The organism is Streptomyces sp. NBC_00328 (genome assembly GCF_036139655.1).
Lineage (GTDB): Bacteria > Actinomycetota > Actinomycetes > Streptomycetales > Streptomycetaceae > Streptomyces.
In genome coordinates, this window is sequence record NZ_CP108013.1 from 4,600,902 (window position 1) to 4,615,141 (window position 14,240).

A 14,240-nucleotide genomic window follows, 5' to 3' on the forward strand; every position below is an offset into this window, starting at 1 on the left:
GCCCGACGTCCACCGGGCTCCCGGGCCCGGGTCCTGAGCCGGATCGCACACACCCCCGCGCGCGGACCGCGGGCCGGCCGGGGGCGCACACGGCGTGCGCCCCCGGCCGGCCCGCACCGTCCGGCCGCACCGGACGGCACACCCTCAACTCAGGCCCCCGAAGTCCCTCTCGTCCCCGAAGTCTCCGAAGTCCCCCAGGACCCCCAGATCCCCAAGTCCCCCAGGACTCCCAGATCTCCCCAAGCCCCGAGGTTCCCCAGATCCCCAGATCCCCAGATCCCCGACGTACGGTCACGCCGCCGCCTGCAACTCCATGCGCGCCCCGAACTCCCGCACCACGGCCTCGTCCTGGAACGGCTCCAGGCGCTGCTGAAGGTCCTCCAGGTACTCGGCGCCGCGGTTGGAGCGGAGCGTGCCGAGAAGTTCGACGGCGCGCAGGCCGGTGTGGCAGGCCTGCTCCACCTCGCGCTGCTGGACCTGTGCCGTGGCCAGCAGGACATAGCCGATGGCCCGGCGCCGGGCACGCGACTCGGGATGGCCGGCCAGGGACTCCTCGGCGCACCGCGCGGCCGCCTCGGCCTGGCCGAGGTCCCGGTGGCAGTGGGCCAACTCGTCGGCCAGATAGGCCTCGTCGAAGTGCGCGATCCACGTCGGGTCGTCCCCGGAGGCCGCGTCCGCGTTCTCCAGGGCCGTGACGGCCCGCCCGGACGCCACCTGCGCGGCGCGCGCGTCGCCCATCAGCGCGTGCCCCCGCGCCTCGGCGGCGAGGAACATCGACTCCGCCCGCGGTGTCACCCGCCCGCGCGCGCCCTCCTGGGCCGCGCGCGCCAACTGCGCGATCTCGCGCGGGTTGCCGAGCTGGGCCGCCAGGTGGCTCATGGACGCGGCGAGGACGTAGCCGCCGTAACCGCGGTCACCGGCCGCCTGCGCGAGCCGCAGCGCCTGGATGTAGTAGCGCTGGGCGAGCCCTGGCTGGCCGGTGTCGATGGCCATGTAGCCGGCGAGTTCCGTCAGCCGGGACACGGCCGCGAACAGTTCGCGTCCGACCGCCTCACGGTAGGAGCCGGCGAGCAGCCCGGAGACCACGCTGTTCAGGTAGTGCACGACGACCGGGCGCACATGCCCGCTGCCGTACTGGTGGTCCAGGTCGACGAGGGCCTGGGTCATCGCGCGGACCGCCGCCACGTCCGAGAGCCCGACGCGCGGACCCGCGGACCGGGCCACCTGCGAGTCCGGCGACGAGATCAGCCAGTCACGGCTGGGCTCGACGAGCGCGGAGGCGGCGACGGACGAGCCGGACAGGAAGTCCCGGCGGCCCACGTCGCTGCGCCACAGCTCGCAGACCTGCTCGATGGCGCCCAGTATCGTCGGCGAGAACTGGAGACCGACACCGGAGGCCAGGTTCTTGCCGTTGGCCATGCCGATCTCGTCGATCGTGACCGTCCTGCCGAGCTTGCGGCCGAGCGCCTCGGCGATGATCGCCGGAGCCCGTCCCCGGGGCTGCTGACCGCGCAGCCAGCGCGCGACGGACGTCTTGTCGTAGCGCAGATCGAGTCCGTGCTCCGCTCCGCACATGTTGACCCGGCGGGCCAGCCCGGCGTTCGAGCAGCCCGCCTCCTGGATGAGTGCCTGGAGCCGTTCGTTCGGCTGCCTGGCGATGAGAGGCCTTGCGGCCATGGCGTACCCCCTGTGGCTGCGGTGCCTGCCCACGCACCGAGTTGATGTGTCCTCACCGGCCGGTCGCACCGAAGGAAGCCGGCCACGAAGATCAATGCCCCGTAGACATGCCGAAGATGCGAGACATGTGAGGATTGCCGGGGTAAGGAAGGTCGCCCGGCCCCACCCCTGATTACCCGCTACCGGCTGCCGCTGCCCTCGCGCGCCCCCACACGTGCACCCATGCGCCCCAGGCGGGGAAACGATGCTCCTCCCCCGCGCGCGTGTCCCCCGTAACCCGGGGTGGACGCGGGAGTTGGGATGCACGTGGAAGAGACCATCGCAGGCACCGAGTCCGCACAGATCCCCCAGCAGCGTGGCGAATCGCTGCGGGACGCCGCCGTGCGCTATGCCGAGGAACGCCACTGGGACGTGTTCCCCGGCACCTGGCTGGAAGCGGCCGGCGGGGTGCAGCTCTGCTCCTGCGGCGAACCCGCCTGTGCCGTGCCCGGCGCGCATCCGGCGCGCGAGGACTGGGCGAGCCTGGCCACGGGCAGCGCGACGGTCGCGGGGCGGCTCTGGTCGATGCGGCCGACGGCGTCGATCCTGCTGCCCACGGGGCGTACGTTCGACACGATCGACGTGCCCGAAAGCGCCGGGTTCCTGGCACTGGCCCGGATGCGGCGGATGGAGCTCACCCTCGGGCCGGTGACGTGCACCCCGGACCGTCGCATGCACTTCTTCGTGCTCCCCGGAGCCGCGGCGAAGACCCCCGGCCTGATACGGACGCTGGGCTGGTCGCCCGCCTCGCTCGATCTGACCACGCTCGGCGAGGGAGCCTATGTGGCCGCGCCGCCGACCCGGGTCGGATCCCGGGGTGCCGTGCAGTGGGCCTGCCGTCCGACGCCCGCGAACCGCTGGCTGCCGGACGTGGAGGAGCTCATCTCGCCGCTGGCCTACGCCTGCGGACGCGACCGCGACCGGTAGGACCGGCGGAGGCCGGCAGGGGCCGGTGGAGGCCCGCCGGGACCGGTAGATCGACTGAGACCCGGCGGAGACGGGTGGCGGGCGGCCGGTGGCGCTTAGGGTGCCTGTATGAGCGAGGGAGCGAAGGACGGCGGCGTGCCCGCCGTACGTGTGCGGGGGCTCTGGAAGCGGTTCGGTGAGCAGGTCGCCGTGGCCGGGATCGATCTGGAGCTTCCCGCGGGGCAGTTCATCGGGCTCGTCGGGCCGAACGGGGCCGGCAAGACCACCACCCTCTCGATGGTGACCGGGCTGCTCAGACCCGATCACGGCACCGTCGAGGTCGTCGGCCACGACGTCTGGCGCGACCCGGCGGAGGTGAAGGCCCGGATCGGCGTACTGCCCGAGGGACTCCGGCTCTTCGAGCGGCTCTCCGGACGGGAACTGCTCGGGTACACCGGCCGGTTGCGGGGCCTGCCCGGCGCCGAGGTCGACAAGCGCGCCACCCAGCTCCTCGACGTCCTCGACCTCGCGGGCGCCCAGCACAAACTGGTCGTCGACTACTCGACCGGCATGCGCAAGAAGATCGGCCTGGCCTGCGCGCTCCTGCACAACCCCGAAGTCCTCTTCCTGGACGAGCCGTTCGAGGGCGTGGACCCGGTCTCCGCGCAGACCATCCGGGGCGTCCTGGAGCGGTACACCGCGTCCGGCGCCACCGTCGTCTTCTCCTCCCATGTGATGGAGCTGGTCGAGTCGCTGTGCGACTGGGTCGCCGTCATGGCCGCCGGACGCATCCGCGCGCACGGTCCGCTCGCGGACGTACGCGGCAGCGCCCCCTCGCTCCAGCAGGCCTTCCTGGAGCTGGTCGGCGCCCACGGCCGCGGCACCACGGCCGACCTGGACTGGCTGGGCGGCGGGGCTCCCCGGTGAGCGCCGGCACCGGCGTCTCCGCCGCGTCGATCACCCCCGTCGTCGTACGCCTGAAGCTGTCGCTCCTGCGCAACGGCCTGCGGCAGTCCGCCGGGCGGCGGGCCGCGTTCATCGCGTCCACCGTGCTCGTGCTGCTCTTCGCGGTGCTCCAGCTGCTCGGCCTGGTCGCGCTGCGCGGCAACGCGCACGCCACCGCCGTCGGCGTGCTGCTCGTGGCGGTCCTGGCGCTCGGCTGGGCCGTGATGCCGCTGTTCTTCCCCGGCGGCGACGAGACGCTCGATCCGACACGGCTGGTGATGCTGCCGCTGCGGCCGCGGCCCCTGGTCCGGGCGCTGCTGGCCGCGTCCCTCGTCGGCATCGGGCCGCTCTTCACGTTCTGCCTGCTGCTCGGTTCGGTGATCTCGGTCGCCCACGGCGCGGCGGCGTACGCGACGGCGGTGGCCGCCCTCGTGCTGGCCCTGCTGGTCTGTGTGGCCCTCGCGCGGGCCGTCGCGGCCGCCAACATCCGGCTGCTGTCCAGCCGCAAGGGCCGCGATCTGGCGGTGCTCAGCGGACTGGTCGTCGCGGTCGGCGCCCAGTTGGTGAACTTCGGCGCCCAGCGGCTCGGTTCGGCGGGCGGGCTGTCGGAGCTGGACCCGGTGACGGACGTGCTGCGCTGGGTCCCGCCCGCGTCGGCGATCGGCGCCGTGGACTCGGTGAGCGACGGATCGTACGGGGCCGGGATCCTCCAGCTCGCGCTGTGCGCGGCCGCCCTGGCGGGGCTGCTGGCGCTCTGGTCCCGTCATCTGACCCGGCTGATGACCTCGCCCGACGGGTCGACGCTCCAGGCCGCTGAGCCCGTGGGCCGCGAGCGCGGCTCGTCGGGGCTCGCGCGGCTGCTTCCGGCCGGGCGCACCGGCACGGTCATGGAGCGCAGCCTGCGGTACGTGTGGCGCGATCCGAAGACCAAGGCGGCCTGGGTGACCTCGCTGGCCATCGGTCTGATCGTGCCGGTGTTCAACGCCCTCCAGGGCACCGGCTCGGTCTACTTCGCGTGCTTCGCCGCCGGAATGCTCGGGATCCAGATGTACAACCAGTTCGGGCAGGACACGTCCGCGTTCTGGATGGTGGCGCTGACGATCTCCTCGACCCGTGACGCGTACGTCGAACTGCGCGGGCGGGCGCTGGCCCTGCTGGTGATCACCCTGCCGTACGCGACGCTCGTGACCACGGTGACGACCGGGCTGCTCGGCGCGTGGGAGAAGCTGCCCGAAGTCCTCGGTCTGTCCTTCGCGTTGCTCGGCGCGATGCTGGCGACCGGCGCGTGGTCCTCGGCCCGCTTCCCGTACTCGATCCCCCAGGAGGGCTACAAGAACGTGGCCCCCGGTCAGGCCGGTCTCGCCTGGATCGCCATCTTCGGCGGCCTGATCTCGGCCGCCCTGCTCGCGTCCCCCGTCATCGCCCTGACGATCTGGCTGAACGTGAGCGCCGACGGCGACGGCTGGACCTGGCTGCTGCTGCCCCTGGGCGCCGTCTACGGGGCGCTGATCACGCTGCTGGGGCTCCGGCTCGCGGCGCCCCGGACGGCGGAGCGGCTGCCGGAGATCCTGGCGGCGGTCAGCAAGGGGTGAACGCGCGCCGTTCCAGAGGGCGGCGCGAGGCGATCCGGGGGGGGGCGGCGCGAGGCGATCCGGGGGGCGGCGCGTGAGGCGGCGCTCACTCCTTCGCGGGTGGGTGCGCGTCTCCCTGAAAGGTGAGCTGAGCGGCCGAGACAGCGCACCGCACCGCAGAGCTATTGGGCACAGCTCGTGAACCGTCTGTGAAGATCCCATGAACCTTCGTGATCATCTCGTGACGCGTCCGGGCGGCGACGGCCCTAGGGTTTGGTGAGTACTCCGTCCAGAAACGGCTCGATCGCGGCGCGCCACGCCTCGGGCTGGTCGTAGTGCACGAGGTGGCCGGCGTCGGCGACCTCGGCGTACTGGCCGCGCGGCAGGACCCGGACCATCTCCTGGGACTCGGCCCGGCCGAGCTCGCCGTCGAGGCCGCGTACGACCAGGGCGGGGCACTGGACCTGGGCGAGCTCTTCCCAGTGGGCGTCGTACACCCAGGTCTGGCGGGACTTGAGCATCTGTTCCGGTTCGAAGACGGGGCGCCAGCCGTCGGGGGACTCGTGCATCACCTCGGCGTAGAACTCGCCGCGGGAAGGATTGCGGCGCTCCACCCAGGGGTCGTCCTCGCCGAACCACTTCCGTACGTCGGCGAGTGTGGCGAAGGGGACGGGCCAGGCCTGGAACCAGTCCTCCCACTCGCGCTGGGAGGCGGCGCCGAGCGCCGAGGCCCGCATGTCGCAGATGATCAGGGCGCGGACGAGATCGGGGCGCTTGGCGGCGAGCTGCCAGCCGGTCAGTGCGCCCATCGCGTGGCCGACGACGACGGCCGGTCCGAGACCGAGCTGGTCGAGGGCGGCTTCGGCGTCCTCGACGTAGGCCTCACGGGTGTACTCGGCCTCCGGGGCCTTGTCGCTCTGGCCGTGACCGCGCTGGTCGAGGGCGACGGCGCGGTGCCGCCCGGAGAGCCAGCGGGCGGTGGACGCCCAGTGCGAGGCGCGGCCCATGAGGCCGTGCAGTAACAGCACGCCGGGCGCCTTCGGCTGCTCGGTCTTGGGAGGATCGGCGAACTCCCAGGCGGCCAGGCGTACACCGCCCGCTCCCGTCACGTCGATGCGCCGCACCATCGGTAATGGCACCCCCCTAGCTCGCTCGGACCTCATTCCACCTCATCGTCACGTTATCGAATGGGGATTCGAAAATGGCCTTTCCGGCCGCAACACCCCTCGTTCGAGTGACCGCCCACAAGGATTGACCGCCGTCGCTCGGGGGAGATCTTCTGCGGGAGGCGGACCGCTCGGGGAAAACGGTCCGAAGGGAATGACCCTGGGAGCTCGGGGCTCCGGGTCAGCACAGGGGAGGACAGGCCCCGGCGCCGAACGGCGCCGGGGCCCTCTCCACATCTGCGGCACATCCTTACGCCCCCTCCCCGACCGTGCACCATCGCTCTCGGACACGGTCAAGAGCCCTCAGGTCATATGCCTCACGCGACAGCCTTGCACGCAAACGGTCCCGGCGCTGCGATTCCGCACACTGAATCTTCGTTTCGAGAAGGTCGCGAAGCCATCACAACTGCCCCTGCTGTCACAGCAGTTGACACGCCCGTGGCAGTACGGGCCGGGTGCGTCCCACGGTGTCCGGCGTGCTCCCGGACGCCGACGTGGAGGTCAGCGGCTGCCGGCCCCTCGGTCGGCGCCCGGGAACTGCCCCTCGCGGGTACCGGAAGCGCGGGTGGAACAAGGCCGGAATCCGGAACCGGAAATACCGGAGTCGCGGATACCGGAAATACGGCCACCGGCGGCACGGCTGCCGGTGAGCCCGCCGACCGTGTCAGCGCTTGGCGACGAACACATGAGAGGCAACGTCCGCCTCCAGCTCCGCGGCCTCGCCGCCGCTGCCGACGAGGACGCCGCCGGCCGACTCGGTCACGCTGACCACGGAACCGGGCTGCACGCCCGCCCGCCGCAGCGTGTACATCAGCTGGGCGTCCGTCTGGATCGGCTCCCCGATCCGCCGGACGACCACGGTCTTGCCGTCCACACCCGGGTCCAGTTCGGACAGCGAGACCATGCCCTCGTCCAGGAACGGGTCCGCGCCGTCCTTCTCGCCCAACTCCTCCAGGCCCGGGATCGGGTTTCCGTACGGCGACTCGGTCGGGTGGCGCAGCAGTTCCAGCACGCGCCGCTCCACCGCCTCGCTCATCACGTGCTCCCAGCGACAGGCCTCCGCGTGCACCTGCTCCCACTCCAGGCCGATGACGTCGACGAGCAGACACTCGGCGAGGCGGTGCTTGCGCATGACGCGGGTCGCCAGCCGCCGCCCTTCCTCCGTGAGCTCCAGATGCCGGTCGCTCGCCACCGCCACCAGACCGTCGCGCTCCATCCGCGCCACCGTCTGACTCACCGTCGGGCCGCTCTGGTCGAGACGCTCCGCGATCCGGGCGCGCATGGGGACAACGCCTTCCTCCTCCAGCTCGAGGATGGTGCGGAGATACATCTCCGTGGTGTCGATCAGTCCGGACATTCATGCCCCTCGATTAGCTCTGCCGGAGACTCGATTGCCCGCCGGCGTGTGCGCTGGCCCTGGACTCAATTCTGACGCATAGCACTGACAACCGGGCCTCGCCGGCGAAACCGCTTGGCGGCGATCACCCCCGCGGTCCCCGCGGGCACGGCACCCGGCCGGCCCGCGGGCACCCTCGCCGCCAGGCTCGGAGCGCCCCCGGAAGCCGTATTGACAGGGCAGTGGTCCAGACCGCAACGTGATCCGCGACACGGGAGTACGGCCGCGCCGGGCGACCGGTTCAGCCGTCCGCCCGCCCTGCGCCGACCCGGCGCCGACGAGACGTCCAAGCCGACGAGAGTTCTAAGGGGCTTCGCCGATGAGCGACAGCATGCTTGCCGGGCAGTTCTTCGACGCCGCGATCGGCCTGCTGCGGCAGGTACGGGACGAGGACGCCGGGGAGATCGAGGCGGCCGGGAGCCTGATCGCGGACACCGTCGTGGACGGCGGCCGGCTCTTCGCCTTCGGCGCCGGTCACTCCTCGCTCGCCGCACAGGACATCGTCTACCGCGCGGGCGGCCTCGCCCTGATGAACCTGCTCGCCGTACCGGGAGTGGTGGGCGTCGACGTCATGCCCGCGACCCTGGGCTCCGCCCTGGAGCGCGTCGACGGTCTGGCGAGCGCGGTCCTGGACTGCAGCCCGCTGCGCTCCGGCGACCTGCTGGTGATCATCTCGCTGTCCGGCCGCAACGCGCTCCCCGTGGAGATGGCGATGAACGCCCGCGCCCTGGGGGTGAAGGTCATCGGCGTCACCTCCGTCGCCTACGCCACCGAGACGACGTCACGGCACGTGTCGGGCACCTACCTCAAGGACCACTGCGACGTCGTCCTCGACTCGCGGATCCCCGTCGGCGACGCGGAGCTGACCCTGGACTCCATCGAGGCGCCCTTCGCCCCCGCCTCGACCGTCGTCACCTCGGCCCTCCTGCAGGCCGTCATGGCCACCGCCGCCGGTGCCCTCGCGGACCGCGGCATCGAACCGCCCCTGCTCCGCTCGGGCAACGTCGACGGCGGCCACGAGTGGAACGGACGGGTCATGACGGAGTACGGGGACCGGATCTTCTACCGGCGCTGAGAAGCCGGATGCCCCGGGGGACAGGCCCGGGGGCGCGCCCCCGGCGGCCTCAGGACTTTCCCGCCAGCTCCTCCAGGTCCAGGGCCGTCGCGATCCGTACGGCCACGTCCTCCGCGTACATCGCGTCCGCGCGCTCGAACCGGCTGCGGCCCGCGCTCCGCAGGAACGTCACGACCCCCAGCGTCCGCCCGCGGCTGCGCAGCACCGCGCACAGGGCGTGCACGGAGTCCCGCGGCCACTGCCGGGCGAGAGCCCAGTCGCGCGCCTGCTCGACGTCGGCGGCGGTCGCGTCGGCCCGTACCGAACCGGCGCGGTCCACGCACTGGAGCGCGGGGTGCCCCTCCCCGTAGCGCAGGGGCAGTCCTGCCTTCCCGGTGATGTGGCTCGGCCCGGGTGCCCCGGCGGGCGTGGCGACCGTCCGTACGAGCAGTACGGGCCCCTCCCCGTCCGCCCGGCCGCCTCCGGCCACCCGGTCGACCAGGGCGTGGTCGGCGAAGCCGGCGAGGGCGAAGTCGAGGTGGACGGCGGCGGCCTCGCCCGGGTTCTCGCACTCGGCCGCGGCCCGCGCGGCGCGATGGAGCTGGTTGGCGCGGAAGCGCAGCAGCGCCGCCTCCTGCTCGGTCTGTTTGGCCTCGGTCACGTCCTGGAAGAGCCAGCCGACACCGAGCGGCACGGGCTCCTCCGCGAGCGGCGAGGCGAGCCGCACGAAGCCGCTGAGCCAGCACCGCCGCTTCTCGCCCTCCGGCGTGCGCAGGCCGACCCACATCTCCGCGGGGGCCGGCGGCGCGCCCTCGGACAGGACGTGGGTGAGGGCGCTCTCCAGTTCCTCGACGCCCCGGGAGAGCAGGTCCCCCAGGGGCCGGCCGAGGACGGAGCTGCGTCCGGTCCCGAGGGCCTGTGCGGCGTGCGCGTTGACCACGGCGGGCCGCAGGTCCGCGTCGACCAGCACCACGCCCCAGCCGGCGTCCTCGAAGAGCGCCTCGCTCAGGGCGATGGACCGTTCGAGGTCGATCTGGGTGTGCACCTCGCTGAAGGCGCAGTACACCCCGGCGGGCTTGCCCTCCGGGCCGCGGACGGCGGCGGACTGGGTGCGGACGAGCACCCTGCCGCCCTCCTTGGTGAGGAGCGCGAACTCGTGCACCTGGCGGCCGGGCGCCTCCATGGCGGACATCAGCCGGCCCTCGACCTCTTCGGCGTCCGCGGTCCGCACCGCCCAGCCGGCGAATCCGCGCCGGCCCACGGCCTCGGCCGCCGTCCACCCGAGAATGCGCTCGGCCTCGCGGTTCCAGTGGGTGAGGACCCCGTCGGCGTCGAAGGCGCACAGGGCCGCGTCCATGCCGTCCAACAGCGCGGCAAGCAGATCGGAGCCGTCCGGCTCGGGCTCGTCAGGCCCCAGCTCGTCCGTGGTCCCACTACGCCGGGAAGCACTCACCTGGACCCCCTGCAGGCTGCGTCCGTGGTGTACGGCGCGACAGTTCGCTCACTCGTCACCATTCAACTCGAACGTGACCCAGCCCACACCTCGTTCCCCGAAGATGGGCGGAAATCGATGTACGCCGGATTTCCGCACCTCCCGCCCCAGGAGCCCCGGTCCCGCACCTCCCGCCCCAGGAGCCCCGGTCCCGCGCCTCCCGCCCCGCGCCTCCCGATAAATCGCTTGAGACTCCCGGGATGCCTTCCTAGAGTGGTTCTCACGTAGGAGAGGAGGTGGTTCGGCTCATGACGGAAACCCGGACATACGAGGTGACTGCGGGCTAACGGCCCGTTGTCGGACTCGGTTCGGCGCCGGACCAGCGTGTGTGAAGTGCGCGCAGCCGGCCCAATCCAACGCAGTCACCCGACCCGTGAGCTCGCCGGTGCGTCCGGCCGGCCCCGTCGCCGCGAGGCGGAGGGACCAGAGCTCACGGGTCGTCTGCGTTCTCGGCCCTCGCCCGCCTCCGGACGGACCTCCGAGTGATCCAGGCCACAGGCGGTTCGCGCGGAGAGCAGTACTCTGTGGCCATGCTTCCGATGCTCGTCCGACGCCGCCACGTGGATTTCGTGCGCGTCACGAGCATGGGCTGTCGGCGCTCAGCCTGACCCAGCCCCTTTCGCACGGCTTCTCCCCTTCACCCGGCACCCGTGGCCCCCGCCCCACCCCCGGCGGCCGCCCGGGCACCCGTAGACCTCGCGGACGCACCTCATGACGACGAACACGTCTTCCACGTTCTCCACCCCTGCCCCGAACGGGCGGCCGGTCCCCTCGTACCAGCAGCTTCCGATCATCGACCTCTCGGCGGCCGACCGCGGCCCCCAGGCACGGGCGCTGCTGCACGCGCAGTTGCACAGCGCCGCCCACGACGTGGGCTTCTTCCAGCTCATCGGGCACGGAGTGACCGAGGCCGAGACCGGTGCGCTGCTGCGGGCGATGCACCGGTTCTTCGCGCTCCCCGAGGCCGACCGGCTGGCCCTCGACAACGTCGGCTCACCGCACTTCCGCGGGTACACGCGGACGGGCGACGAGCGCACCGGCGGCAGCCGGGACTGGCGGGACCAGCTCGACATAGGCGCCGAACGGCCCGCGCGGACCCCCCGCCCCGGTGAGCCCGCGTACTGGTGGCTCCAGGGACCGAACCAGTGGCCGGCCGCGCTGCCGGAGCTGCGGACGGCCGCGCTGACCTGGATGGAACGGCTGAGCGAGGTCGCGGCCCGGCTGCTGCGCGAGCTGCTGACCGCCATCGGGGCTCCCGCCGGCTTCTACGACCCGATCTTCGGCGAGCGGGCGCACCCGCACCTGAAGCTGGTGCGCTATCCGGGCAGCGCGGGCGACGGAGCCGATCAGGGCGTGGGCGCGCACAAGGACTACGGATTCCTGACACTGCTGCTCCAGGACCACATCGGCGGGCTCCAGGTGCAGCGCGAGGACGGCCGCTTCCACGACGTACCGCCGCTGCCGGGTGCCTTCGTCGTCAACCTGGGCGAGCTGCTGGAGGTCGCCACGAACGGGTATCTCCTGGCGACCAACCACCGGGTGGTGAGCCCGGCCGGGGCCACCGAGCGGTTCTCGGTGCCGTTCTTCTACAACCCGCGCCTCGACGCCCGGATCGAGCCGCTGCCCTTCCCGTACGCCTCAGCCGCGCCCGGCGTCACCGACGACCCGTCGAACCCGCTCTTCGCCGAGTACGGCTTCAACGAGCTCAAGGGCAAGCTGCGGGCGCACCCGCTCGCCGCCGCCCGTCACCACGCGGAGCTGCTCGCTCCGGCGTGATGACCGGCGGCCCGCACGAGGTCAGTGCGCGATGCCCTCGTGCCCCTCGATGTCCCCGACGGTGCGCGAGCCGGGGCCCACGTAGCGCGCGGAGGGGCGCACCAGGCGGCCGGTGCGCTTCTGTTCCAGGATGTGCGCCGACCAGCCCGCGGTACGGGCGCACGTGAACATGGACGTGAACATGTGCGCCGGGATCTCGGCGAAGTCCAGGACGATGGCCGCCCAGAACTCGACGTTCGTCGCGAGGACACGGTCCGGGCGGCGGGCGTGGAGCTCGGCGAGGGCGGCCTTCTCCAGGGCTTCGGCGACCTCGTAGCGGGGGGCGCCCAGCTCGCGCGCGGTGCGGCGCAGCACCCGCGCGCGGGGGTCCTCGGCGCGGTACACGCGGTGGCCGAAGCCCATCAGGCGCTCGCCGTTGTCGAGGGCGTGCCGGACGTAGGCGTCGGCGTCCCCGGTGCGCTCGATCTCCTCGATCATGCCGAGGACGCGGGAGGGGGCGCCGCCGTGCAGCGGGCCCGACATGGCTCCCACGGCCCCGGAGAGCGCCGCGGCGACGTCCGCGCCGGTCGAGGCGATCACGCGCGCGGTGAAGGTGGAGGCGTTCATGCCGTGCTCGGCGGCCGAGGTCCAGTAGGCGTCGACGGCGGCGACGTGCTTGGGGTCCGGCTCGCCGCGCCAGCGGATCATGAACCGCTCGACGACGGAGTGGGCCTTGTCGATCTCGCTCTGCGGGACCATCGGCAGGCCCTGGCCGCGGGCGGACTGGGCGACGTACGACAGGGCCATGACGGCGGCGCGGGCGAGGTCCTCGCGGGCCTGTTCCGCGTCGATGTCGAGGAGGGGTTTGAGGCCCCAGACGGGCGCGAGCATGGCGAGCGCGGACTGCACGTCGACGCGGATGTCACCGGAGTGGACGGGGATGGGGAACGGCTCGGCGGGCGGCAGACCGGGGTTGAAGGCGCCGTCGACGAGGAGTCCCCACACGTTGCCGAAGGAGACATGGCCGACGAGATCCTCGATGTCGACGCCCCGGTACCGGAGAGCGCCGCCCTCCTTATCCGGTTCGGCGATCTCCGTCTCGAACGCGACGACTCCTTCGAGTCCGGGTACGAAGTCGGACATCAGGCGGCTCCTCGTGATGTTTACGACGGATGGTGTTGTCGGGATTGTGGTGACCCTGCGTCCCTGTGGGGGCGACGGTCTACGGTGAGGCGCTTCGCCGGCCGGTTCCACGGTCATCTGCGAAGACTCCCGAATGCTCTTCGATCAGTCTGCGCCGACTCGCGGTCCGAAAGCGGTCACCCCGGTGATGCCCCGTACGGCTGGTCCTCCAACCGGAACGGCACCAGCACGATATCCCTGAGTGCCATCTCCCGGGAGAGTACGCGGCACTGAGTGCCACCGCGTGACGAAGCACACCTGCCCGCACACCCGCCCCGGAAGGGGGCCCGGATACGGCAGGATGAGACCGTGAACGATCGTTTCGCGGACGAATCCACGCCCGAGCCCCTCATCCAGGCCGCGGCCGAGGCCGCCGAGGCCGCGCACGAGGAGATCGCCGCCGATCCCGCCTCCATGCGGGCGCACTACCGCGCCGAGGGACTCGACGAGGGTGACCTCGCCGCGCACCCCATGGCGCAGTTCTCCCGCTGGTTCGAGCAGGCGGCCCAGGCCGCGGTGCACGGTTTCGTGCACGAGCCGAACGCGATGGTCGTCTCCACGGCGGACGCCGAGGGCCGGCCCAGCTCGCGCACGGTGCTGCTCAAGCAGTACGACGACCAGGGCTTCGTCTTCTACACGAACTACGACTCGCGCAAGGCCCACGAGCTGGCCCACAACCCGTACATCTCGCTGCTCTTCCCGTGGCACCCGATGGCCCGGCAGGTCATCGTCACCGGGACGGCACGGCGCACGGACCGGGAGGAGACCGCCGCGTACTTCCGCACCCGCCCGCACGGCTCCCAGCTCGGCGCCTGGGCGAGCACCCAGTCCGCGGTCATCTCCGGGCGCAGCGAGCTGGACGTCACGTACGCGAAGCTGGACGCCCGCTACCCGGAGGGCGAGCAGGTACCGGTACCGCCGCACTGGGGCGGGTTCCGGATCGCCCCGCAGACGGTCGAGTTCTGGCAGGGCCGCGAGAACCGTCTGCACGACCGGCTCCGCTACGTGGCCCGGGCCGACGGCGGCTGGCGGATCGAGCGGCTCAGCCCCTGACGGC

General features: G+C 72.4%; 11 protein-coding genes. 6 read left to right on the forward strand and 5 right to left on the reverse strand.

The window, feature by feature from the left end; translation table 11 throughout:
• Nucleotides 1-291: 291 nt before the first annotated feature.
• Nucleotides 292-1,677, reverse strand: coding sequence for a transcriptional regulator (locus OG485_RS20065; protein WP_328669704.1), 1,386 nt, complete (start codon nt 1,675-1,677; stop codon nt 292-294).
• A gap of 300 nt (nt 1,678-1,977) precedes the next feature.
• Here OG485_RS20065 and OG485_RS20070 point away from each other — a divergent pair, with 300 nt between their 5' ends.
• The 3 genes from OG485_RS20070 (at nt 1,978) to OG485_RS20080 (ending at nt 5,159) form a co-directional block, all read left to right on the forward strand.
• Complete coding sequence (locus OG485_RS20070) at nt 1,978-2,643, forward strand: bifunctional DNA primase/polymerase (protein ID WP_328669705.1); 666 nt, start codon at nt 1,978-1,980, stop codon at nt 2,641-2,643.
• Between the two features lie 108 nt (nt 2,644-2,751).
• Nucleotides 2,752-3,549: an ABC transporter ATP-binding protein gene (locus tag OG485_RS20075; protein ID WP_328669706.1), complete on the forward strand. Its 798-nt coding sequence runs from the start codon at nt 2,752-2,754 to the stop codon at nt 3,547-3,549.
• Nucleotides 3,546-5,159, forward strand: a complete 1,614-nt coding sequence (locus OG485_RS20080; protein ID WP_328669707.1) for a transporter — start codon at nt 3,546-3,548, stop codon at nt 5,157-5,159. The genes OG485_RS20075 and OG485_RS20080 overlap by 4 nt, the downstream gene beginning before the upstream one ends.
• Nucleotides 5,160-5,404: 245 nt before the next feature.
• Here OG485_RS20080 and OG485_RS20085 read toward each other — a convergent pair whose 3' ends face one another.
• Both OG485_RS20085 and OG485_RS20090 read right to left on the reverse strand, forming a co-directional pair.
• Complete coding sequence (locus OG485_RS20085; RefSeq protein ID WP_328669708.1) at nt 5,405-6,265, reverse strand: alpha/beta fold hydrolase; 861 nt, start codon at nt 6,263-6,265, stop codon at nt 5,405-5,407.
• 703 nt (nt 6,266-6,968) lie between these two features.
• Nucleotides 6,969-7,661, reverse strand: coding sequence for a metal-dependent transcriptional regulator (locus OG485_RS20090; RefSeq protein WP_328669709.1), 693 nt, complete (start codon nt 7,659-7,661; stop codon nt 6,969-6,971).
• A 358-nt stretch (nt 7,662-8,019) separates the two neighbouring features.
• Between OG485_RS20090 and OG485_RS20095 the strand changes: the two genes are divergently transcribed.
• A complete protein-coding gene (locus OG485_RS20095) occupies nt 8,020-8,775 on the forward strand; it encodes an SIS domain-containing protein (protein WP_328669710.1) in 756 nt (251 codons plus the stop codon).
• A gap of 49 nt (nt 8,776-8,824) precedes the next feature.
• Here OG485_RS20095 and OG485_RS20100 read toward each other — a convergent pair whose 3' ends face one another.
• Nucleotides 8,825-10,207 carry a PAS domain-containing protein gene (locus tag OG485_RS20100; protein ID WP_328669711.1) on the reverse strand — a complete coding sequence of 461 codons (1,383 nt, stop codon included), beginning with the start codon at nt 10,205-10,207 and terminating at the stop codon, nt 8,825-8,827.
• Nucleotides 10,208-10,957: 750 nt separating this feature from the next.
• Between OG485_RS20100 and OG485_RS20105 the strand changes: the two genes are divergently transcribed.
• Complete coding sequence (locus tag OG485_RS20105; RefSeq protein WP_328669712.1) at nt 10,958-12,022, forward strand: isopenicillin N synthase family dioxygenase; 1,065 nt, start codon at nt 10,958-10,960, stop codon at nt 12,020-12,022.
• 21 nt (nt 12,023-12,043) lie between these two features.
• On the opposite strand, the gene OG485_RS20110 is transcribed toward OG485_RS20105, so the two are convergent.
• Entirely contained in the window at nt 12,044-13,144 is a 1,101-nt protein-coding gene (locus OG485_RS20110) for a citrate synthase 2 (RefSeq protein WP_328669713.1), read from the reverse strand.
• 453 nt (nt 13,145-13,597) lie between these two features.
• On the opposite strand from OG485_RS20110, the gene pdxH reads away from it, so the two are divergent.
• The gene (gene pdxH / locus OG485_RS20115) at nt 13,598-14,236 is read left to right on the forward strand and encodes a pyridoxamine 5'-phosphate oxidase (RefSeq protein ID WP_328674569.1); all 639 of its coding nucleotides are present in this window, start codon (nt 13,598-13,600) and stop codon (nt 14,234-14,236) included.
• Nucleotides 14,237-14,240: the final 4 nt, after the last annotated feature.

Coding starts and splice junctions, on each gene's coding strand:
- OG485_RS20065 (WP_328669704.1), bottom strand. CDS start 1,677: ATGGCCGCAAGGCCTCTCATCGCCAGGCAGCCGAACGAACGGCTCCAG.
- OG485_RS20070 (WP_328669705.1), top strand. CDS start 1,978: ATGCACGTGGAAGAGACCATCGCAGGCACCGAGTCCGCACAGATCCCC.
- OG485_RS20075 (WP_328669706.1), top strand. CDS start 2,752: ATGAGCGAGGGAGCGAAGGACGGCGGCGTGCCCGCCGTACGTGTGCGG.
- OG485_RS20085 (WP_328669708.1), bottom strand. CDS start 6,265: ATGGTGCGGCGCATCGACGTGACGGGAGCGGGCGGTGTACGCCTGGCC.
- OG485_RS20090 (WP_328669709.1), bottom strand. CDS start 7,661: ATGTCCGGACTGATCGACACCACGGAGATGTATCTCCGCACCATCCTC.
- OG485_RS20095 (WP_328669710.1), top strand. CDS start 8,020: ATGAGCGACAGCATGCTTGCCGGGCAGTTCTTCGACGCCGCGATCGGC.
- OG485_RS20105 (WP_328669712.1), top strand. CDS start 10,958: ATGACGACGAACACGTCTTCCACGTTCTCCACCCCTGCCCCGAACGGG.
- OG485_RS20110 (WP_328669713.1), bottom strand. CDS start 13,144: ATGTCCGACTTCGTACCCGGACTCGAAGGAGTCGTCGCGTTCGAGACG.
- pdxH (WP_328674569.1), top strand. CDS start 13,598: ATGCGGGCGCACTACCGCGCCGAGGGACTCGACGAGGGTGACCTCGCC.